The 23,162-nt window shown below is 29.0% G+C and carries 20 protein-coding genes and 4 tRNA genes; all 24 read left to right on the forward strand.

Annotated features, from left to right (window positions below; translation table 11 throughout):
- Nucleotides 1-106 precede the first annotated feature (106 nt).
- Nucleotides 107-1,480 (forward strand): bifunctional UDP-N-acetylglucosamine diphosphorylase/glucosamine-1-phosphate N-acetyltransferase GlmU, encoded by a 1,374-nt coding sequence (gene glmU, locus GPX08_RS04685; protein WP_156625688.1) that lies wholly within the window; start codon nt 107-109, stop codon nt 1,478-1,480.
- A 46-nt stretch (nt 1,481-1,526) separates the two neighbouring features.
- Complete coding sequence (locus GPX08_RS04690; RefSeq protein ID WP_156625689.1) at nt 1,527-2,486, forward strand: ribose-phosphate diphosphokinase; 960 nt, start codon at nt 1,527-1,529, stop codon at nt 2,484-2,486.
- 176 nt (nt 2,487-2,662) lie between these two features.
- Nucleotides 2,663-3,349, forward strand: coding sequence for a response regulator (locus tag GPX08_RS04695; protein WP_156625690.1), 687 nt, complete (start codon nt 2,663-2,665; stop codon nt 3,347-3,349).
- On the forward strand, nt 3,350-4,771 hold the full coding sequence (locus GPX08_RS04700) for a HAMP domain-containing protein (RefSeq protein ID WP_156625691.1): 1,422 nt from the start codon (nt 3,350-3,352) through the stop codon (nt 4,769-4,771).
- A 26-nt stretch (nt 4,772-4,797) separates the two neighbouring features.
- Complete coding sequence (locus tag GPX08_RS04705) at nt 4,798-5,937, forward strand: PDZ domain-containing protein (protein WP_156625692.1); 1,140 nt, start codon at nt 4,798-4,800, stop codon at nt 5,935-5,937.
- 84 nt (nt 5,938-6,021) lie between these two features.
- The gene (locus tag GPX08_RS04710; protein WP_156625693.1) at nt 6,022-6,597 is read left to right on the forward strand and encodes an aminoacyl-tRNA hydrolase; all 576 of its coding nucleotides are present in this window, start codon (nt 6,022-6,024) and stop codon (nt 6,595-6,597) included.
- A gap of 18 nt (nt 6,598-6,615) precedes the next feature.
- Nucleotides 6,616-10,125 (forward strand): transcription-repair coupling factor, encoded by a 3,510-nt coding sequence (gene mfd / locus GPX08_RS04715; protein WP_156625694.1) that lies wholly within the window; start codon nt 6,616-6,618, stop codon nt 10,123-10,125.
- A 99-nt stretch (nt 10,126-10,224) separates the two neighbouring features.
- Entirely contained in the window at nt 10,225-11,202 is a 978-nt protein-coding gene (locus GPX08_RS04720; protein WP_156625695.1) for a peptidylprolyl isomerase, read from the forward strand.
- Between the two features lie 370 nt (nt 11,203-11,572).
- Nucleotides 11,573-12,121 carry a stage V sporulation protein T gene (gene spoVT / locus GPX08_RS04725; protein ID WP_156625696.1) on the forward strand — a complete coding sequence of 183 codons (549 nt, stop codon included), beginning with the start codon at nt 11,573-11,575 and terminating at the stop codon, nt 12,119-12,121.
- Between the two features lie 98 nt (nt 12,122-12,219).
- Nucleotides 12,220-13,755, forward strand: coding sequence for an oligosaccharide flippase family protein (locus tag GPX08_RS04730; RefSeq protein ID WP_156625697.1), 1,536 nt, complete (start codon nt 12,220-12,222; stop codon nt 13,753-13,755).
- A gap of 18 nt (nt 13,756-13,773) precedes the next feature.
- Entirely contained in the window at nt 13,774-15,234 is a 1,461-nt protein-coding gene (gene mazG, locus GPX08_RS04735) for a nucleoside triphosphate pyrophosphohydrolase (RefSeq protein ID WP_156625698.1), read from the forward strand.
- 213 nt (nt 15,235-15,447) lie between these two features.
- On the forward strand, nt 15,448-15,723 hold the full coding sequence (locus GPX08_RS04740) for an HU family DNA-binding protein (protein ID WP_016206851.1): 276 nt from the start codon (nt 15,448-15,450) through the stop codon (nt 15,721-15,723).
- 61 nt (nt 15,724-15,784) lie between these two features.
- Nucleotides 15,785-16,045: an RNA-binding S4 domain-containing protein gene (locus GPX08_RS04745; RefSeq protein WP_156625699.1), complete on the forward strand. Its 261-nt coding sequence runs from the start codon at nt 15,785-15,787 to the stop codon at nt 16,043-16,045.
- 51 nt (nt 16,046-16,096) lie between these two features.
- Nucleotides 16,097-16,390 (forward strand): sporulation protein YabP, encoded by a 294-nt coding sequence (yabP, locus tag GPX08_RS04750; protein WP_156625700.1) that lies wholly within the window; start codon nt 16,097-16,099, stop codon nt 16,388-16,390.
- Between the two features lie 8 nt (nt 16,391-16,398).
- Nucleotides 16,399-16,788 (forward strand): spore cortex biosynthesis protein YabQ, encoded by a 390-nt coding sequence (gene yabQ / locus GPX08_RS04755; RefSeq protein ID WP_156625701.1) that lies wholly within the window; start codon nt 16,399-16,401, stop codon nt 16,786-16,788.
- A gap of 82 nt (nt 16,789-16,870) precedes the next feature.
- A complete protein-coding gene (locus GPX08_RS04760; RefSeq protein ID WP_156625702.1) occupies nt 16,871-17,155 on the forward strand; it encodes a septum formation initiator family protein in 285 nt (94 codons plus the stop codon).
- Nucleotides 17,156-17,239: 84 nt separating this feature from the next.
- On the forward strand, nt 17,240-17,647 hold the full coding sequence (locus GPX08_RS04765; RefSeq protein ID WP_156625703.1) for an RNA-binding protein S1: 408 nt from the start codon (nt 17,240-17,242) through the stop codon (nt 17,645-17,647).
- A gap of 189 nt (nt 17,648-17,836) precedes the next feature.
- Nucleotides 17,837-17,923: transfer RNA gene (locus GPX08_RS04770), tRNA-Leu, on the forward strand.
- Nucleotides 17,924-17,945: 22 nt separating this feature from the next.
- Nucleotides 17,946-18,021: transfer RNA gene (locus tag GPX08_RS04775), tRNA-Met, on the forward strand.
- A 7-nt stretch (nt 18,022-18,028) separates the two neighbouring features.
- Nucleotides 18,029-18,105: transfer RNA gene (locus GPX08_RS04780), tRNA-Met, on the forward strand.
- A gap of 3 nt (nt 18,106-18,108) precedes the next feature.
- Nucleotides 18,109-18,195, forward strand: a tRNA-Leu gene (locus GPX08_RS04785).
- Nucleotides 18,196-18,609: 414 nt separating this feature from the next.
- Entirely contained in the window at nt 18,610-20,988 is a 2,379-nt protein-coding gene (spoIIE, locus tag GPX08_RS04790) for a stage II sporulation protein E (protein WP_156625704.1), read from the forward strand.
- Nucleotides 20,989-21,162: 174 nt separating this feature from the next.
- A complete protein-coding gene (gene tilS, locus GPX08_RS04795) occupies nt 21,163-22,551 on the forward strand; it encodes a tRNA lysidine(34) synthetase TilS (RefSeq protein ID WP_156625705.1) in 1,389 nt (462 codons plus the stop codon).
- Nucleotides 22,552-22,555: 4 nt separating this feature from the next.
- Nucleotides 22,556-23,095 (forward strand): hypoxanthine phosphoribosyltransferase, encoded by a 540-nt coding sequence (gene hpt / locus GPX08_RS04800; protein ID WP_156625706.1) that lies wholly within the window; start codon nt 22,556-22,558, stop codon nt 23,093-23,095.
- Nucleotides 23,096-23,162 lie beyond the last annotated feature (67 nt).

A 23,162-nucleotide genomic window follows, 5' to 3' on the forward strand; every position in this document is an offset into this window, starting at 1 on the left:
GTTGAAATACTATCTTTAATACAATATAATAGAATGAGATGTTTACGAACGTTTTTTTAAAAAGTAATGAGTTTGTCCTTAGCATTTAATAGTGAGGTGTGTTTTTATGTATAAATGTTCATTAATATTAGCAGCAGGCCAAGGTAAAAGAATAAAATCAGACTTACCTAAAGTTTTACATAAGGTTTCTGGTAAAGAAATGGTTAATCATGTTATTGATACAATGAGAAAAGCTAACATTGAAGATATAAATGTTATTATAGGTAAGGGTGCGGAGCTTGTAAGAGAAAAAACAGCTTCTAGAAATGTAAGTTATTCACTACAAGAAGAGCAATTAGGTACAGGTCATGCTGTAAAATGTGCTATAGATTTCTTGAAAGGTAAGAAAGGTGTAGTTGGAGTATTTGCAGGAGATGCGCCTTTAATCAAATCAGAAACAGTAGAAAAATTATTTGATTTACACGTTGAAGGTAAGAATGCAGCAACTTTATTAACTTCAATAGTTGAAGATCCAACAGGATATGGTCGAGTTGTTAGAGATGGAGACGAAGTAATAAAAATAGTTGAACATAAAGACTGTAATGAAGAAGAATTAAAAATAAATGAAATGAATGCAGCTATTTACTGCTTTGATATAGAAAGTTTATTAAATTCCCTTGAGAAATTATCTAATGATAATAATCAAGGTGAATATTATTTAACAGATGTTATTGGAATTTTAAAAGAAGAAGGCAAGAAAGTTGGAGCTATAGAGATAGACTATGAAGAAACAATAGGAGTAAATTCTAGAGTTCAACTTGCTGAGGCAGAAGAAATATTAAGAAATAGAATAAATTTAAAACATATGGAAAATGGAGTTACAATAATAGATCCAAAGTCAACTTATATAGGTGATGATGTAGAAATCGGTAGGGATACTATTATATATCCAGGTAATGTCATTGAAGGTAATACTAAAATAGGTGAAGAAGTTATTTTATATCCTAATTCACGTATATCAAATAGTGTTATTTTAAATAATGTAGAAATTCAATCTTCAGTTATAATAGATAGTAAAATTGGCGAAGGAACTACTGTTGGACCATTTGCTTATATAAGACCTGAATCTGTTATTGGAAATAATGCAAGGATAGGAGATTTTGTAGAAATTAAAAAATCAACTATAGGAGATAATACTAAGGTATCTCACCTAACTTATATAGGTGATGCGAAGGTAGGAGAAAACTGTAATTTTGGATGCGGAACAGTAGTAGTTAATTATGATGGAAAAGATAAGCATACAACAATTATAGGAAATAACAGCTTTATTGGATGTAACACTAATTTAGTTTCACCAGTAAAGGTAGAAGATAATACTTATATTGCAGCAGGTTCAACAATTGTAAATGATGTAAAAGAAGGCGAACTTGCAGTTGCAAGAGCTAGACAAAGAAACATTGAAGGTTGGGTCAGTAAGAGAAAACTTACTAAGAAAAAATAAAAGTAACTAACAAAAGAGCCAAAAATATTAAGGAGGTCCTCATATAATGATAACCCATGGAAAAAATATAAAGATATTTACTGGAAATTCACATCCAGAATTAGCAAAAGAAATTGCTGATATTTTAGGATTGCCACTAGGTAAGGCTAAAGTTTCTACTTTTAGTGATGGAGAAATATCAGTTGATATAGGAGAAACAGTAAGAGGAGCAGATGTTTTCATAGTACAATCAACGAGCTCACCTGTAAATAATAACCTTATGGAACTATTAATAATGATAGATGCCTTTAAGAGAGCTTCAGCAGGAAGAATAACAGTTGTTATGCCATATTATGGATATGCAAGACAAGATAGAAAGGCTAAATCAAGAGATCCAATTACTGCAAAGTTAGTAGCAGATCTTTTAACAGCATCAGGTGCACATAGAGTATTAACTATGGACTTACATGCAGCACAAATTCAAGGGTACTTTAATATACCTGTAGATCATTTATTAGGATCACCAATATTAAGCCAATACTTCCTTGATAAAGGATTTGATGATAAGGATGATGTTGTAGTAGTATCACCAGATTTAGGTAGTGTTACAAGAGCTAGAAAATTTGCTGATAGATTACATGCTCCAATAGCAATTATTGATAAGAGAAGACCTAAAGCTAATGTTTCAGAAATAATGAATATAATTGGTGAAGTAAAAGGTAAGAGATGTATCTTAATAGATGATATGATAGATACAGCAGGAACTATTGCAAATGCTGCAAATGCTCTTAAGGACTTAGGAGCTACACATGTTTATGCATGTTGTACTCATGGAGTTTTATCAGGACCAGCTTTTGAAAGAATAAATAATTCAGCAATAGAAGAATTAGTTATGTTAAATACTATAAAGTTACCAGAAAAAGATGATTTAGTTAAGTTTAAAGCATTATCAGTAGCACCTTTATTTGCAGAGGCAATTAAGAGAATATATGATGATGAACCAATAAGCAAATTATTTGAAGTATAATACATATTAGGATAAAGAGCCTCTAAAAAGCACAAACTTTTTAGAGGCTTATTAATTATAAAAAAGGTAAAAATAGTTAAGAATATGTTACAAATATTAATTATTATTTATAATTAATGTAAAAGCACTCATATTACTTTTAAATGAATTATAATAAAAATAAGGATGGTGTTAATGTGGATAATAAGTTAGGAAAGATATTAATTGTAGATGACGATGAAAATATATGCGAAGTTATAAATATGTACTTAATAAGTGCAGGTTACGATACTAGAAGATGTCACAATGGAAAAGATGCTTGCAATCTTTTTATAGATTATAAACCAGATATAGTATTGCTTGATATAATGCTTCCAGGTATGGATGGAATAGAAGTTTTAAAATGGATTAGAAAAAATAATGAAATACCAGTAATTATGCTTACAGCTAAGGGGGATACTTTTGATAAAGTATTAGCGCTAGAAATAGGTGCTGATGACTATATAGTAAAACCTTTCGAGCCTAAAGAACTATTAGCAAGAGTTAAAGCTGTTATGAGAAGATATAACTATGATGAGAAAGATACTGAAATAATAACATTCTCAGACCTAGTAGTAGATTCAGCTTCATATAACGTTATATATAAGGATGAAGAAATAAAGATGCCACCAAAGGAATTTGAATTACTTCACTATTTAGCAAGTAATAAAAATAAAGTTTTTACTAGAGAACAATTACTTTGTGAAGTTTGGGGATATGATTATCCAGGAGATTCAAGAACTGTTGATGTACATATTAAGAGATTAAGAGAAAAAGTTAATGGTGGAGAAAATTGGCAAATTGAGACAGTTTGGGGAGTAGGATATAAGTTTGAGGTGAAGTAAATGAGGAAGAAAGGCTTAATATTTAAGCTATTAATTACCTTTTCTTCTATTACTGCAGGAGTTCTTATTTTAGTTGGTATGGTTTTAACGACTTGGATAGAAAGAGAGTATTCTATTCAGGAGTCCGAGAGAGTAAGTAGATATATAGAAATCATAGAAGAAGCTACATCAGAGTTTTTAAATAAGAATAATGAAGTAGGATATGAAGACTTAAAAAATAGCATGAAGATTATTAAAGTATCAGTTGATATGGATTCTATAATTCTAGATAGTCAAGGATATGTTTATGCAGTTTCAGATGAAAAGTTAGATTATTTAAAGTATTCGAAGCTAGATATTTCGAGTGATGATATGAAATCATTGAAATTAGGGGAAATACTAGAAAGTAGTTTTGTAAGAGAAGATAATAATAAAAGTATAGCTTATTATAAGCCTTTAATTACTGATAATAATTTTAATGGAGTAGTTATACTATTAGAGAATTCTAAAGCTGTGAATACATCGAATTTACATACTATTATTTGGCTTTTGGTTTTAGGTGCAGTTGTATTGTCAAGCATAGCATCATATTATTTTGCTAAAAAGATATTAATTAAACCTTTATCTGAAATTAATAATGTAGCTAAAAAGTTAGCGAAGGGTGAAGTTGAAAAAAGAGTTTACATAGATTCTCAGGATGAGATAGGGGATCTTGCGGAGTCCTTTAATATAATGGCAGAGTCGCTAGAAAAGGTAGAGAATGTAAGAAGAGAGTTTATATCAAATGTATCACATGAAATTAGATCTCCAATTACTTCAATTAAAGGATTTATTACTGGAATTTTAGATGGGGTAATTCCAAAAGATAAGGAAAACTATTATTTAAAAATAGTTAATGATGAAGTAAGTAGACTTTCAAGGCTAGTTACAGATTTATTAGATATATCATCAATGGAATCAGGAAAGTTTAAGCTTAATATGATTAGGATGGATATAAATGAGATAATAACACTTTGTACTTTAAATTTAGAAGGCAAAATAGAACAAAAGAACATTAAAGTAGATGTTATATTCAATAATAACCATGAATACTGTCTTGGAGATAGAGATAGAATTATTCAAGTTGTTACGAATCTTTTAGAAAATGCAATTAAATATGGAAGAGAATATGATGGAAGAATCCAGATTGAGACATATGCTAAGGGTGACAGTGTTTTTGTAAGCATTTTTAATAATGGACCGAATATTCCAAAAGAAGATATAAATAAGATTTGGGAAAGATTTTATAAAACTGATAAATCAAGGACAAATAAAATTAGTACAGGACTAGGTTTATCTATAGTAAGACTTATATTAACTCAACATAATCAAGATATATGGGTTAATAATATTCCAGGTAAGGGAGTTAAGTTTACTTTTACTCTAAAGAGAGAAGAAAAATAAATTTAAGTATTTAAGAGGTAATAAGTATGAAAGGAAATGACAATATGAATAGAAATGAAGATTTATATGATAATAATTTTCCCTCCATACGGTTTAAAAGAAAAAGAACTAAATATAATATAATTTTATTCTTTAAAAGTATTAGTGTGTTTTTAATAGCTGGCTTATTTGGAGCTTTATTTTCTATGATATTAGTTGATTTAAAATATAGTAATTTAGATAAAGCACTAAAGGACAGTAACGATATAATATTCGATTATACAACACTAATTAATGATGTTAAAGAATCCTTAGTAACCATAGCTTCAGATAAAAATTATCTATCTGAAAATAGATATATTGAGGGGAATGCTACAGGAGTAATAGTTGAATCAAATGGAAGAATAGCAACTAGTTATTCTAAGGTTAAAGATATGAAGGATATTTATGTTAAAGTTCCTGGAATAGGTGTAGAACCAATAAAGGCGAATATTATAGTATCTAATGAGGATATTGATATAGCTATAATACAAATAGCGTATAATGGAAGCTTAAAACCTATTAAGTTTGCATCAAAGGAAAATAGTGGAGTTGGTCAGAGAATAGCTTTAATAAGTAATTCTACTGGAAGTGACTATATAGATAACATTATACCGGGAATTATAACTTCAAGAAATAGAAGCTTAAAGGTAAATAAAAATGAGTATAATTTAATTGAATTAAATACTCCTATTACAGAGATAAATACAGGTGGTCTTATATGCAACTTGAATGGAGAGCTAATAGGATTAGCTAGTGAAAAGTTGAATAAGCAAGTAGATAGAAAAGACATGTATTATATAGCTGATTTTACTCTTTTAAAAGATATGGAAAGCTCAAGCAATAAGATAAAAGATATTTTAGGTATTACTGAAGGTGGATTTATTGAGGATAAAAGTCTTAATAATGTTATTGGAATGTATGTTGCAAGAATAAGGAAAGATAGTTCTGCATATAGAGCAGGATTAAGACCTACAGATATAATATTAGAAATAGATGGGTATAGCATAAATGAAATTAATGAAGTATATAGAATATTAGATGAAAAGAGTAATAATGATATACTTAATTGTAAAGTTTTGAGAGCAGGAAAATTAGTAGAATTACAAATACAATTAGATGATATAAAAAAAATGGCAACGGGGTAGTTGCTATTTTTTTAAAGTACTTTCTTTATTGTAAAAAAATAGTATAATAATAAATATGCAAATATACATTAGGAGGAAAGAGCAATGTTTTTAGTTGTAGGCCTTGGTAATCCAGGGGAAAAATATGATGGGACTAGGCATAACATTGGATTTGAAACTATAGATTACATTTCAAGTAAGTATAATATAGATGTTACTAGGGTAAAATTTAAAGGTGTAATTGGAGAAGGTTTTATAGGTGGGGAGAAGGTTATACTCTTAAAGCCAACAACATATATGAATTTAAGTGGAGAGAGTGTTAGGGAAGCTATGAGCTTCTATAAATTAAGTGAAGAAGATATAGTTATAATTTATGATGATATTAGTTTAGAGATTGGAAAGCTTAGAATAAGAGAAAAGGGAAGTGCTGGAGGTCATAATGGAATCAAAAGCATAATTTCAAATATAAATACAGATGTATTCCCAAGAATTAAGATAGGTGTAGGACAACCAACTGGTGATTTGGTTTCTCATGTTTTAGGAAAATTTAGCAAGGAAGAAGCTGAGGATTTAAAAGAAGTAATAGAAGTTTCTTCTAAAGCTGTTGAAATAATAATAAAAAGTGGAACTAAAGATGCAATGAATGAATTAAATGGATTTAAGCTATCAAAAAAAGAGTAGTAAGGATGGTGTATTTTAATGAGATTAAAGGGAGTATTGCAGCCCTTAAGTGAAAACTCTACTTTTAATGAAATAATATCTAGCATTAAAAATAAAAAGTATCCAATTAGTATAAATGGATTATCTGATTCAGGTAAAAGTTACGGAATATATGGTATTTATGAACAAGTAGATTCCTCAATGGTTATATTAACACATAGTGACATGGAAGCTAAAAACATATATGAAGATCTAAGTTTTTATACGAATGATATATATTATTTCCCGGCAAAAGAAGTGGTTTTTTATAATATAGATGCTATTTCTGGTGATATAAGATGGGCTAGGTTAAAGGTGATAAAAGAAATATTGAATGACTCTAAAAAGATAATAGTTACTTCAATAGATTCTCTTACATCAGTTTATACCCCTAGATCATTATTTGAAGAATACAACTTCAAATTGAAGCCTGATGATGAGGTTGACTTTAAAGTTTTATCTCAGAAACTATTAGAATGTGGATATGAAAGAGTTGAAGCCGTTGAAGGTAAAGGGGAATTCTCTTTAAGAGGAGGGATACTGGATATTTTTCCACCTACGACTACTTATCCATATAGAATAGAGCTTTTTGGAGATACTATAGATTCTATAAGGACTTTTAATACTGAATCACAGAGAAGTATTGAAAAGGTTGACAGTATGGAAGTATTTCCTGCTAAAGAAGTTATATTAAATGAAGAAGCATTAAATAGAGGAAAAGAGAATATTTTAAAGGAATTTGAAGAAGTTAAAGCTAAAGGAAGTTCTGATAAGGAAAGAATAGGGAAGCTTGAAGAAATAGTGAAAGCTAATATAGAATCTTTAACTGAATTACTTACCTTTGAAACTGTGGATAGTTATTTGCCATACTTTTATGAAAAGACAAATAGCTTTTTTGACTATGTAAAAAATTATACATATGTTATTGATGATACAAAAAAATGTGAAGGAAAACTGGAAAGTTGTTACTTTGAATTTAGCGAGAATTATGAAGCTTTCTTACAAAGGGGTGGGATTTTACCTTCCCAAAATAGGCTTTTATTAGAACGAGGATTGCTACTTGAAACATTAGATAATCAGAAAGTAATAACTTTAGATGTATTTAATGCTAATAGCAATTTCCTATCGCCTATGGCTAAATATAATATTAATGCATTAACATTAAATAGTTATCAAGGTCAACTTGATCTATTAATTGAAGATATTAAAGAAAAGAAGGAAAAAGGATACAAAACTCTTATTTTATCTGGGACTAGAACTAGAGGGGAAAGACTTGTAAATACTTTAAGAGATAGAGAAATAGAAAGCTCTTATAGAGAAGACATACAGTCTATAGAATTTGGAGAAGTAGTTATCACTTTTGGAAACCTATTAAAAGGTTTTGAATATCCTGATTTAAAACTATGCATTATATCAGATAAAGATGTATTTGGAGAAGCTAAAAGAAAGATATCTAAGAGAAAAAGTCAGAAAAAAGGTATAGGTAAAATCAAGAGCTTTGCAGAATTAAAGCTTGGCGATTATGTAGTACATGCAAATCATGGAGTTGGTGTATATAAAGGAATAAAGCAGATTGAAGTAGGGGGACATAAAAGAGATTACCTAGATATAGTTTATGATAAAGGGGATAAGCTGTATGTTCCTGTAGATCAATTAGATTTAGTTCAGAAATATATAGGTAGTGAAGGAAAGACTCCTAAGGTAAATAAATTAGGAAGTGCTGAATGGACTAAGGCGAAAGCTAAGGTTAAGAAATCAATAAATGAAATAGCTCAAGATTTAGTTAAGTTGTATGCTACAAGAGCAACTCTTAAAGGGTATAGATTTAGTAAGGACACAGAATGGCAAAGACAGTTTGAAGATGAGTTTCCATTTGAAGAAACACCTGATCAATTAACATCCTTAGAGGAAATTAAAGGCGATATGGAATCTGATAAGCCTATGGATAGATTGTTATGTGGCGATGTTGGGTATGGTAAAACAGAAGTTGCTGTTAGAGCTGCATTTAAGTCAGTTATGGATGGGAAACAAGTAGCTTTCTTAGTTCCAACGACTATTTTAGCAGAACAGCACTATAAAAATATGCTTAAGAGATTTTCAGATTTCCCAGTTAAAATAGATATGATTAGTAGATTTAGAAGTGCTAAGGAACAAAAACTTACATTACAAGCCGCTAAAGAGGGAAATGTTGATATAGTAATAGGAACTCATAGATTAGTTTCTAAAGATATTGTATTTAAAGACTTAGGTTTATTAATTATAGATGAGGAACAAAGATTTGGAGTTGCTCAAAAAGAAAAGATTAAGAGTTTAAAAAAGAATGTGGATGTTTTAACTCTAAGTGCTACCCCTATTCCAAGAACTCTTCATATGTCTTTAACTGGAGCTAGAGATATTTCTGTTATAGAAACACCTCCAGAAGAGAGATATCCAATACAAACTTATGTAGTTGAGCAAAATGATCAGCTAGTTAGAGATGCTATATTAAGAGAAGTAAATCGAGAAGGCCAAGTTTACTATGTTTATAATAGAGTTGAAAGCATAGATGCTATGGCTAGGTATATTAGTGAACTGGTTCCTGAATGCAAGGTTGGAATAATTCATGGACAGATGACTGAAAGACAGTTAGAAAAAGAGATGATTAGTTTCATGAATAGAGAATATGATATTTTAGTATGTACAACTATTATAGAAACAGGTATAGATATACCAAATGTTAATACTATGATAATTCACGATTCTGATAAAATGGGACTATCTCAACTTTACCAATTAAGGGGTAGAGTAGGGAGATCAAATAGAATAGCTTATGCATACTTTATGTACACTAAAGATAAGGTTTTAACAGAAGTTGCTGAGAAGAGGCTTAAAGCTCTTAAGGACTTCACAGAGCTAGGATCAGGATTTAAGATAGCCATGAGAGACTTAGAAATAAGAGGAGCAGGAAATATGATGGGCTCAGCTCAGCATGGACATATGGCTGCTATAGGATATGATTTGTACTGTAGAATGTTAGAAGATACTATCAAGATAATTAAAGGTGAAATTGAAAAAGAACCAATTGAAACAACAGTAGATATTAAGGTTGATGCATATATACCTGGAACGTATATTGAAGATGAAATTCAAAAGATTGAAGTTTATAAGAAAATTGCTGCAATAGATGGACTAGATGATTATATGGATATTAAATCAGAACTTGAAGATAGATATTCAGAGATTCCAGAGCCAGTATATAACTTAATGGATATAGCTTATATAAAGAGTAGGGCAAAACAACTTTCTATCGAAGAAGTTAAAGAAATGCCTAAGGAAATAAGATTTATTTTTGCAGATGGAGTAGGTAATATAAATAATATATACAAAAACTTATTAGGGAACTATAAAGACAAGATATTCTTAATGTTTGGAGAAAAGCCATATTTCGCAGTAAGGTTATCAGAGATAAAAAGAGAAGGCATGCTTGGATTGATTAAAGAGATGCTAGATAACTTAATTAAAAATATTTAAAGTTCATTTAATAAATTGAATAACTGACACAATATTGATATACTATTGATGTACAATTATAGGGATTAAAACAAATTATATAGAAATGAGGGAACATCATTGATTAGATTTAAAAAAATAATAGCTGCAGGAGCCCTAAGTATATTTGCTTTTTCAGCTGTAGGCTGTGAAATGATTCAAAAAACGCCAGAAGCAATTAAGAAGACAGTTTTAGCTAAGGTTGGAGATCTTAAAGTTACAAGGGGAGAAGTTGATGAAATAGCAGACCCTTATTTAAAACAATACGGTGAAGACTATGACACTAACCCTGATTTGGCTGAGCAAGTTAAAACATTAAGAACTCAAGCGTTAAATCTTTTAGTTGAACAAAAACTTATGATTAAAAAGGCTCAAGAGCTTGATGTAGAACCTACTCAAGAGGAAATAGATACTGAAGTTCAAAAATATATGGAAAGTTTAAAGGAAAGCTTGGGTGGAGAAGAGGCTTTCAACAAAGCTTTAGAAGATGCTGAACTAACTTTAGATGAGTATACAGCTCAGTTAAATGAAAGTATTAAAAATAATCTAGCAACAACTAATGTAACAAATGAATTGTTTAAGGATATAAATATTTCAGACGAAGAAATAAAAGCTTACTATGATGGACATTTAGATAGCTTTAAGCAAGCTAATGTTTCACACATTCTAATTAAAGATGAAGCAAAAGCTAAGGAAATAAGAGAAAGAGCAGTTAATGGTGAAGACTTTGCAGCTTTAGCTAAAGAATTCTCTGAAGATACTGGAACTAAGGAAAAGGGTGGTAGCTTAGGTGTTACAACTTATGATACAACAAGTTATGTTCAAGAATTCACAGATGCTTTTAAGAAGTTAAAAGATGGTGAAATTTCTGATTTAGTAAAGAGCACTTATGGATATCATATAATTAAAGTTACTGATTATAAAGAAAAGACTTTAGATGAAGCTAAAGAATCTATAAAAACAACTTTAGAAAATGAAAAGAAAAATGAGTTATATGAAAGCTCAGTAGAGCAATGGAAAAAAGATTTTAAAGTTAAAACATACGAAAATAGACTTTAATTAATAATTAACAAGAAAAACTCAGGGAAACCTGAGTTTTTCTTGTTAAAATGCGAAGAATCTTAAAATGAAAAAATTAAGGTAATGAAAGAATGAAGGAATGAAGGAAGAGGTTTTGCTGTGCAAAACCTCTTTTATTTATAATCATTCTTTCATTTTTTAATTTTTCATTCTTTCATTAATAAAATGCAGCACATTTTATTACTTGGAGCTTGCGAGGTCACGAGCATAATATGTTAAAAACTCCTACTTAATTTAATATAAAATATATATTATTATAAATTTTGGTTATATGGGTATAAAATTTCTAAGTAGTCAAATAATAATATTGCAACTAATTATTATAAATGTAAGGAGGTATCTCGTAATAATGAAAGCAACAGGGATAGTTAGACGTATTGATGACTTGGGTAGAGTTGTTATACCAAAAGAAATAAGAAGAACTTTAAGGATTAGAGAAGGAGATCCTTTAGAGATTTTCACTGATAGAGAAGGCGGAGTAATCTTAAAGAAATATTCACCTATTGGAGAATTAACAGATTTTTCAAAAGAGTATGCTGAAAGTTTACAACAAGCAATTGGACATATTGTTTTAATAGCAGATAAAGATGCGTTTATCTCAGTAAGTGGTGCTTCTAAAAAGGACTACATTGAGAGAAAGGTAAGCCCAGAATTAGAAGAGATAATGGAAGAGAGAAAAGCCGTTCTAATTACAGAACAAAGTAAAACGATTCCATTACATAGTGATGAGGATAATGGCAATTATGTGAGTCAAGTTATATCACCGATAATAGCTGAAGGTGATGCTATAGGTGCTGTTATTATATTATCTAAGGAGTCAGGAGAAAAGCTTGGAGAATTAGAATTAAAGCTTTCAGAAACAGCTTCTGCATTCTTAGGAAAACAAATGGAACAATAGAACTAATTAATTAAATATAAAGTTATCAATAAAAGTAATAATACCTCTAAACTTAAAATAAAAATTTATTAACAGCAATTTAAGTTTGGAGGTATTTTATGAAGAAACAATCATTAATAAAAGCAAGTTTGGTATTGGGGATAACAGGAATAGTTGCAAGATTTCTGGGGTTATTCTTTAGATGGCCACTAATTATGCTAATTGGTGATGAAGGTGTTGGTTATTATCAAATGTCATATCCTTTATATATGTTCTTTGTCGCTATGGCATCAGGAGTTCCTGTAGCTATTTCTAAAATGATTTCTGAAAAGAAGGCTAAGGGTGATATAGAAGGAATATTTGTAATAGTTAAAGAGTCTACATTTCTAATGATGATACTAGGAATTGGTACAACCCTTATATTATTTTTCTTTGCTAAACCAATAATACAATTTGTGCAATGGGATATGAAATCCTACTATGCATTACTTGGAATATCTTTTGCACCATTTGTTATTTCTATAATGACGATATATAGAGGTTTCTTCCAAGGTTTTCAGAATATGACGCCTTCAGGAGTATCGCAGATACTAGAACAACTTGGAAGAGTAATAATCGGTGTGGGACTTGCTATTTTCTTATTACCTAAAGGTATTGAATTTGCAGCAGGAGGAGCAGCTTTTGGAGCAGCAGCAGGTGGAGTAATAGGAGCAAGTTATCTTTATGAAAAATATAAAAAAGTAAAAAAGCAAATGTGGAATAAAAAAGTTAGGAGTAATCCAGAAGTGCTATCATCAATATTAAGAATTGCACTTCCAATTTCTTTAGGAACTACTGTTGGAACTATTATGAGCTTGATAGACTCTATACTAGTCCCACAAAAGCTATTGCAATCTGGATTAGCATCAGAAATGGCTACAGTTTTATATGCTCAATTAACAGGTAAGGCAAATGTTATTACTAATATCCCATTAACTTTATCTATGGCATTAGGAACATCCTTAATTCCTATTATTGCAGAAAATTATATAATGAATAGAAAAGTTGTATTACAAGAAAAGGTTCAATTATCAATTAAATTATCTATGCTTATAGCCATGCCTTGTACTTTAGGGCTATATTTTTTAGCAGGACCAATCATGATGGTTATTTTTCCTGGTAAATATGATGGCATATTAATACTTAAATATTTATCTATATCAGTTCCATTTATAATAATTACTCAAACTACGACATCTATAATGCAAGGCATAGGGCATTATATAAGGCCAATAATTAACTTGTTTATTGGTTGTATAGTAAAGGTTGTACTCACTTATCTTTTAGTGCCTATTCCAGAAATAAATATATATGGAGCTGTTATTGCAAGTATAGCTGCATACACTATATCCACAATATTAAATATTATATCAATTAAGAGAAAGCTTAAACTTAAGCTTAAAGTTAATCAAACATTTATTAAGCCAAGCATTGCAGCTGTAGTTATGATAGCAATTTCTGTATTTTCATATACTTTTGTATATAATAGAACGGAAAGCAATACTTATTCTTGCTTAATAGCTATATTATTAGGTATTATTATATATGGAATACTAATATTAGTCTTAAGAATATTTAGTATAGATGAGATAAAAAACAGGATAGTAAAAAATTAGATGTAAGGAGAGATCCTAATGATAAAGATAATAGGTCTAGGACCAGGAGCACCAGAAGCTTTAACTATTGGAGCTGTTAGAGCATTAGAAGAGGGTAAAAATATTTTTTTTAGAACAGAGAAGCATCCAACTGTAGATTATTTAAAAGATAAAGTTAGAGAATTTAAAACATATGACCATTATTACGAAGAATCAGAAAGTTTTGATGAGGTTTATGCTAATATAGCTAAAGATATAGTTAATAACTATAATGAAGATGAGGGTGTAATATATGCTGTTCCAGGGCATCCTTTAGTTGCAGAAAAGTCAGTATTTAATTTGATTTCTTTATGTGAAGAGAAAGAAATTAAATATGAGATAGTTCCAGCAGTAAGCTTTATAGATGCTATGATGGATGTATTAAAAATAGATCCTATTGAAGGACTTAAGGTTATAGATGCCTTTGATATTAATAATCAAGTATTAGATAAGAGGATAGGGACAATAATTACGCAAGTTTATAATCATTTAATAGCTTCTGAAGTTAAGCTTAAATTACTTGAATACTATAATGATGAAACTGAAATAATCTTTGTAAGAGCAGCAGGGATAAAGGGTGAAGAATCTATAAGAAAAATTCCTATATATGAGCTTGATATGCAAGAAGATATAGATTATTTAACTTCAATTTATATACCAAGGGATGAAAACAATAAAAAGGACTTCAATGACCTAGTAGAAATAGTTGAGAGGCTTAGGGGTGAAGATGGTTGTCCTTGGGATATGGAGCAAACTCATGAAAGTATTAAAAATCAAATTGTCGAAGAGTCGTATGAGGTTGTTGACAGTATAGAAAAAGATGATATTGATGGATTGATAGAGGAACTTGGAGATGTTTTACTTCATATAGTTTTCCATTCATCTATAGGGAAAGAAGATGGATATTTTAATATATATGATGTAATAGGCTCTATCTGCAATAAAATGATATATAGACATCCTCATGTTTTTGGAGATGTTAAAGCAGAGAATAGTGAAGAAGTCTTAGTGAATTGGGAAGAACTTAAGAAAAAAGAGAAAGACTTTGAAACTATTACTGATGAAATGAATGGAATAGCTAGAGCATTACCTTCTTTAATTAGAGCTCACAAGGTTCAAAAGAAGGCTGCAAAAGTAGGATTTGACTGGGATAAGATAGAAGATGCTGCATTAAAGGTAGAAGAAGAATTAAAAGAGGTATTAGATGTATATAAATCCAATAATAAGGAAAAAATAAAAGGTGAAGTAGGAGACTTGATCTTTGCATGTGTTAATGTAGCAAGACTATTAGACATAGATGAAGAAGAAGCGTTAAGTTTAACTATCAAAAAATTTATAAATAGATTTTCTTATATAGAGGAAACAGCCATTAAAAACAATAAGAATTTAACAGAAATGACTTTAGAAGAAATGGATGAGATATGGGAAAAAGCAAAAAGTAAAGAAAATAACAAAAAATAAGAAGGATTTATAAATTTTTTGAAGAATAATATATAGTGGTTTATACTATACTATAAATAACTTATTGTAATAAATAGCTTTTATAACAAAATATTCATAAGGTTATAGACTAGTTCTAAAAGACGATATATAATAAGAGAATGTAGTTATAGTACATATTTGAAGAAATAGTTAACTACTAAAATATACGGGTTATTTAAGGAGGATGTAATTGTGAATAAAGCAGAATTAATCACTAGCATGTCAGAAAAAAGTAAATTAACTAAGAAGGATGCAGAATTAGCATTAAAAGCATTCATCGAAAGCGTTGAAGAAGCTTTAGAAAAAGGTGAAAAAGTACAATTAGTTGGATTCGGTACTTTCGAAACAAGAGAAAGAGCTGCAAGAGAAGGAAGAAATCCAAGAACTAAAGAAACTATCAATATTCCAGCTTCAACTGTTCCAGTATTTAAAGCAGGAAAAGAATTCAAAGAAAAAGTAAATAAGTAGTATATTAAGAACCCGAGAATTCTCGGGTTCTTTTAGTAAAAAGATTTTTAAGGAGATAAGTATGAGATTAGATAAGTATCTTAAGGTTTCTAGAATAATCAAAAGAAGAACTGTAGCGAAGGAAGTTTGCGAAGGGGAAAGAGTATCTATAAACGGTAAGGTAGCTAAACCTTCTACAAATATAAAAGAAGGAGATATTATAGAAATCCAATTTGCAAATAGATCTTTAAAAGCAAGAATAATTAATATTGCAGAACATGTTAAGAAAGAAAATGCTAAAGAAATGTATGAGATTCTTGAAGGGGAAGAAGATAAAGAATAAATAGAAGGTCTCTTTCATATATTTTTATAAAGAATATGTGGAGGAGATAAAATGGAAAAGAAGAATGAAAATAAGCTTGAAGAACCAAGAAGTAATATAATATTAGAAAGCAGAAAAAAGTTAATTCTCACAGGGGTTGAGGAAGTTATTAGTTTTGATGATGAAAAGATATTATTAAATACAAAACTAGGATTTTTAACTATAAAGGGATCTGAACTAAAAATGAATAAGTTAGATGTTCAAAATGGTGATGTAATAATAGTTGGAAATACAGCCTCCATAGTCTATAGCAGTAAGGAAGTAAAAAAAGAAAAAGAAAGTATAATTTCTAAATTATTTAAGTAGGTGAGTATATGCCGTTACCTATTAACGTACAATTTGATATAGTTTTATATTCTATTTTATCAGGCATAATAGTTGGAGCATTATTTGATTTATATAATATAATAAGAGGTGCTAAAGTGCCTAGGATAATTGTTATAGTTGAAGATATATTATTTTGGATATTTGCTTCTCTAGCTGTTTTTACTTTTTTACTTTATACGAATTATGCTTTCTTAAATCCTTATGTATATGTATTTATGATTATTACTTTAATAATTTATTTAAAGTTTATAAGTCCAAAGGTTTTAAAATTAGAACTTTACTTAATTGATATAGTCGGAAAGATGATAAGAGTAATATTTAAGGGTATTACTTATCCAATAAAGATAATTTTTTACAGTATTTCAGGAAAAAGATAGATAAACTTATGAACATTAAAAAATATCTTGAATAAATTGTATATAGTGATTAAAATATATTGTATAATATATTTTAAAGAGGGTGAGAGCAATCAAAAAGCAAATTACTCTTAAAAGATTAGTTATAGTTTTTATTTTTGCAATTTTTGTTTTTAATTATGTTAAGCAGGAAATTACAATTAAGAGGATAAAAGAGGATATTGTTAATAGTCAAGAACATTTAGATGAGCTTGAGAATAAAAATAGTAAATTAGAAGCAGATATTAAAAGAGCAGGTTCTAATGAATATTTTGAATATCAAGCTAGAAAGAGACTAGGGATGATTAAAGAAGGAGAAAAAGTTGTGAATTCCCAAAAGCAAAATTGATAAATATGTTTTAAAACTATTAAAAAGGGGTTATTATTATAAATAACATATATTATTTAATTTTTAAGGAGGAATCTTTGTAACATGACCTTGATGGCAGGAAACATATTAGAAGGTACAGTGGTTAATATAACTAGTTTTGGAGCTTTCGTAGAAATAGAAGGTAAAACAGGGCTGGTTCACATTTCAGAAGTAGCAGATTCATTTGTTAAGGATATTAGACAACATCTTAATGAACAAGATAAAGTTAAGGTTAAGGTAATATCAATAGATGATAATGGGAAGATTAGTTTATCAATAAAACAAGCTAATGTTCAAAAGAAGTCAGTTAAGCCTATAGAAATAGACTGGAACTCAGAAGGTAAAAAAGCTAGTACAAATACAGGAAATTTTGAAGATATAATGTCAAGGTTCTTAAAAGATAGTGAAGAAAGAATGCAAGATGTTAAGAAGAAGCAAGATTTCAAATCTAAAAGTGGCAGAAGAAGTTAATAATTATTAATTAGACATCATATAAATTTAATATATAAATCTATCAAAAAGGCTAGTTGCTTAGGCGATTAGCCTTTTGTAATTATATTAAATTTAAATCTTATTATAAAAATCAAAAAAAGATGTTGACACTATATAAAACATAATATATAATTAATTTTGTCGCTGAGGGGCGACAGAAAATAATACGCTGAAGTGGCGGAACAGGCAGACGCACAGGACTTAAAATCCTGCGGTAGCGATACCGTACCGGTTCGATTCCGGTCTTCAGCACCAAGCTAAATTCAACTTATAATATCGCGGGGTGGAGCAGTTGGCAGCTCGTCGGGCTCATAACCCGAAGGTCGTAGGTTCAAGTCCTGCCCCCGCAACCAAACATATGGCGGAATAGCTCAGCTGGCTAGAGCACTCGGTTCATACCCGAGGTGTCGTAGGTTCAAGTCCTATTTCCGCTACCATACGCTGAAGTGGCGGAACAGGCAGACGCACAGGACTTAAAATCCTGCGGTAGCGATACCGTACCGGTTCGATTCCGGTCTTCAGCACCAAAACAGTTACAATTTATTTGTAACTGTTTTTTTATTTTATAAAAACTTTTCATATCTATTTAAAATAAATTCTAATGAATAAGATCGTTCTTGATAATCTTTAAAAAATATATCTTTATATGAAGTCAATATTATATGAAGTTAAATTTAATAATATTACTTATATTGATTGAAAGTGTTCCCCAATAAATTTTTAATAATGACAAATTAACTTTAATAATGAGATATAAAAGCAAGAAGAAAATAAAGAAATTGTATAAGCAATAAGTATAAACAATATTATTTATAGTTCTAAAAAGAAAAATAGCATTTATTGTCCCAAGAAAAAATAATTTTAATACATCATGTGACATATATTTCTGAATTAAGATGATATAATTTAAAATACATTTTATGGAAATTGGAGGAGACGATATGCAATATGGTGTTGATATATCAACTTATAAGAGAGTAGAAAATAAAAGAAGGGAATTAAAAATTCAAGGGACCCCCATAAGAGCTATAACATCGTTGGTTATAGGATTTTTATTAAGTAGAGTATTATTATCAGCTACTATTGACATGGGAATAGCACCATTTGGAATTGCATACTTAATAGGCACAAAGGGTGAGAATGGGAAGTATACTTTATTATCACTAATAGGAGTTATTACAGGATACTTATCAATAGGTAGTAATTTAGAGGGAGTTGCTTCTTACTGCATTGCTGCCATAATATTAATTTCTTATATAGAAATATGTAAAAAAATTAATATTAAGGAAAGAGATGTGGTGACATTCTTTCTAATTTTTTCAGTATTTATAATATATAATATGTTAATTAATAATAAGCCTTTAGGAGTTAATTTGGTTTTTTCATTATTAAAAACTTTTAGTATAATCCCAGTTAAGTATATGATAAGTTATTCTTTAAGATGTATTGATGAACTTTCAAGTAATTATTTTTTCTCAACAGAAGAAATGATAAGTATAGGAATATTAATATGTTTATTAATAGCAGGTATAGGAGATGTTAGTTTATTCAATGTTCATATAAGAAGTATTCTAGCATTGGTTACAATAGCTGTATTTGCATATGCAGGAGGAGCTGGTCTAGGTGCATCTATAGGTGTAGCGATGGGATTCATTATAGGAATAACAAATAATGATATAATTAGTGCTATTACATTATATAGTTTATGTGGATTAATAATAGGAGTCTTTAGAGAAACTGGGAGATTCTTTTCATCTGCAGCGTATGCTGTAATTTATTTTATAATTTGGATGTATTCAAATACATTTAATATATATGGAGGTATAGAGGTATTATTATCTATATTGGTGTTTATGTTATTGCCTAAGGTTATATTAGATACTATGTGTAAAGAGTTTAATCAAGATAAGAAGATAGAGGTAATAAATGATAATAGGATAAATGGGGTTAAGGGAGAGTTTTTAGATAGATTAAATTCTATGAAGTCAATATTATCATCTTTATCTAATTCAATAATTAATTTAGGCGAAAATGATATTTTATCTTTAAATAGTAAGGGTTCTGCTATGGTAGAGAGTTTAGCAGATAGGGTTTGTTATAATTGTGAGCTTAGAAAAAGGTGTTGGGATAGAAATTTACATTCAACTTTTGAAGGCTTCTCTGAATTATTAAGTAGTTGCGAAAGTAAAGAGATTTATTTACCTACAACTTTAGATAAGGTATGTGTAAAAACTACAAGTTTAATGAAAAATGCTCAAGAGATAGTAAATAATTATACTGTAAATGAAGCTTTAAGGACTAGGTTAACAGAAGGTAGAAATATGATTGCTAATCATATGAATAATATCTCTGATACTATGGATGGGATGATTAATGATTTCCAAAAGGATATTTCTATTTGCACAGAGATAGATAAGCTTTTAAGGAAGGCCTTTAATAGAAGTAAGGTAGATTATATAGATGTATTCTCTTATTTAGATAGAAGAGGAAGAATGAAGATAAAGGTAATAACTAAGTGCTCTAATAGTGAAAGGTATTGTGCAAAGAGTATTATTCCTGTAATAAACACTTTAGTTAAAGTACCAGTATCAATAGCTAATGATGGAGTAAGAATTGATCCTGAAACTGGAGAATCTACAATTATAATAGAAGAGACTCCGAAGTATCATATGACATCCTATGCAGCATCTAAGCCTAAAGAGGGTGAAGCTGCTATTGGAGATAGCCATAGTTTCTCTAATAATAATGATGGAACTTATATAACTATAATTAGTGATGGTATGGGTTCTGGGGAAGAAGCTAGCACAGAAAGTAGCTTAGCAGTTGATTTGATTCAAAAATTCATAGAGAGTGGATTTAGTGAAAAGACTGCAATAAATACTATTAATTCTATTATGGCTATGAAATTTAATGAAGATGAAAAATTTACAACTATGGATTTAAGTGTAGTTGATTTATATACAGGAGATGTAGAGTTTATAAAAATTGGCGGGGTTGTAAGCTTCATTAAGAGAGGAGATGAAATAAAGGTAGTTAAATCAAATAGCTTACCTTTTGGAATATTAGATGATGTAGATTATAGCTCAGAAAAGCAAAAACTAAAGCATGGTGATATTATTATATCTATAAGTGATGGAGTTTTAGATATAGATAAAAATAATATAGGAAGTTATTATTGGTTACTAGAATATTTAGAGTATGCTGATACGAATCCTTCGGCTCTTGCTAATGACATACTGGAAAAGGCAATAGTTTTAAGCGGTGGAAAGGTCAAAGATGATATGACAGTATTAGTATCTAAACTTTATTCAGTTTATTAAAAGATAGTAATTTAGATGGGATTGTTAGATATCTCATCTTTTTATTTGAACCAGTGATAATTTGAAAATATAAATATAATTAAAAATGTAAAAATTAACTAAGAATTATTGTTTACAGAAGATGATGTTAAGGTTATTATATTTATATTATTAAAATTACTAAGGAGTATAATTGTGAAGAATAAAGTAAGGGATTTTATAATAGAAAATGAATTGATAGAAAAAGGAGATAAGATCCTAGTTGCTCTATCTGGGGGGCCTGATTCTGTTTGCTTACTTAATGTTCTTTATAGTTTAAAAGAAGATTTAGATATTACAATAGGTGCAGCTCATGTAAATCATATGTTAAGAGGAGATGAAGCTGTAGGAGATGAAGAGTATGCAAAATCTTTATGTGAAAGATTAAGTATAGAGTTCTTTGTGAAAAAAATAGATATAGATAAGATTTCAAAAGAAAGAAATATATCTCATGAAATGGCTGGAAGAGAAGAACGATATAAATTTTTTGAGACTATAAAAAATAATAATGGATATAATAAAATTGCTGTTGCTCATAATGCAAATGATCAAGTAGAAACTATTCTTATGAATATGATGAGAGGAACAGGGATTGAAGGACTTTGTGGAATTAGAAGCAAAAGAGAAGGTGGAGTAATAAGACCTATACTTTGTCTATCTAGAGAAGAGGTTGAACTATATTGTAGTTCTAACAATCTAGAACCGAGGATAGATAAAAGTAATTTAGAGAATGTATATAGTAGAAATAAAGTTAGGTTAGATATTATTCCATATATGAAGGATAATTTTAACAAAGATATAATTAATACTATTAACAGAATGTCTAGTTTAATTCAAGTAGATAATGATTTTTTAGAGAAGGAAGCAATAGATAATTATAATAAATATTGTAGTACTTCAAATAATGCTTTAATAATATCAAAGAAAGCTTTTTTATTAGATAGAGCAATTATATCAAGAGTAGTAAAGAAAGCCTTTTTTGAATTTACAGGTAAATATAATAATTTTGAAATGAAACATATATATGATGTTATAGAATTATCTAAAAATACAACTAACAAGAGGATATATCTTACTAATAATATATTAGCTGAAAATATTTATGGAGATATATATTTAAAGTTTAAGGATAATATAATAAGAGAGTATAAAGAAGTTGTATTAAATAAAGATGAATTAGACAATACTTATACATGTTATGAAAATTATAATGTGTCCTTTGAGGTTATTAAGAACAAAAATAATATAGATTTTTCTAAGAATGTATTAATAAAATATTTTGATTATGATAAGATAGAGAAAAGGCTAGTTATTAGGAAAAGAAGGAATGGCGATAAAATGTTGCCATTAGGAATGAAGGGGAGTAAAAAAGTCAAAGATATTTTTATGGACTTAAAAATACCAGTAGATAAAAGAGATGAAGTTCCAGTTTTGTGTTTTGATAACGAAATAGCCTGGCTAGTAGAGCATAAGGTTTCTGAAAAGTTTAAAATAACTAAGGAAACTAAAAATATTATAAAAATTACTTTTGCTAGGAAGGGATAAAAAGATGATAAAAGACATAGAAAAGGTATTACTTACTGAAGAACAAATTATTAAGAGAGTTAAAGAAATAGGAAATGAAATTAGCAATGATTACAAAGGAAAAGACCTGCTAGTAGTAGCAATTTTAAAAGGATCAGTTGTATTTTCATCTGATCTAATAAAAAATATTACAATTCCAGTTGAAATTGATTTTATGGCAGTATCTAGCTATGGGAATTCTAGTGAGACATCAGGTGTAGTTAGAATTTTAAAGGATTTGGATCATAGTGTAGAAGGTAAGGACATAATAATAGTAGAAGATATTATAGATAGTGGAGTTACTTTAGATTATTTATTGAAATATCTAAAGGCAAGAAAAGCAAATAGCATAGAAATAGTTACTTTACTAACTAAGCCAGCAAGAAGAAAGGTAGACATTAATGTAAAGTATTGTGGATTTGAAGTTCCAGATGAATTCTTAGTAGGGTATGGATTAGATTATGCAGAAAAATATAGAAATTTACCTTATGTAGGAATTTTAAAGGAAGAAGTATATAAAAAGTAATATTAAGTATTGTATATATGTTTCAATTAATAATTTACTTCTTATAGACTTATAAATTTTAAGGTTA

The organism is Clostridium tertium (assembly GCF_902652255.1).
GTDB lineage: Bacteria > Bacillota > Clostridia > Clostridiales > Clostridiaceae > Clostridium > Clostridium tertium_A.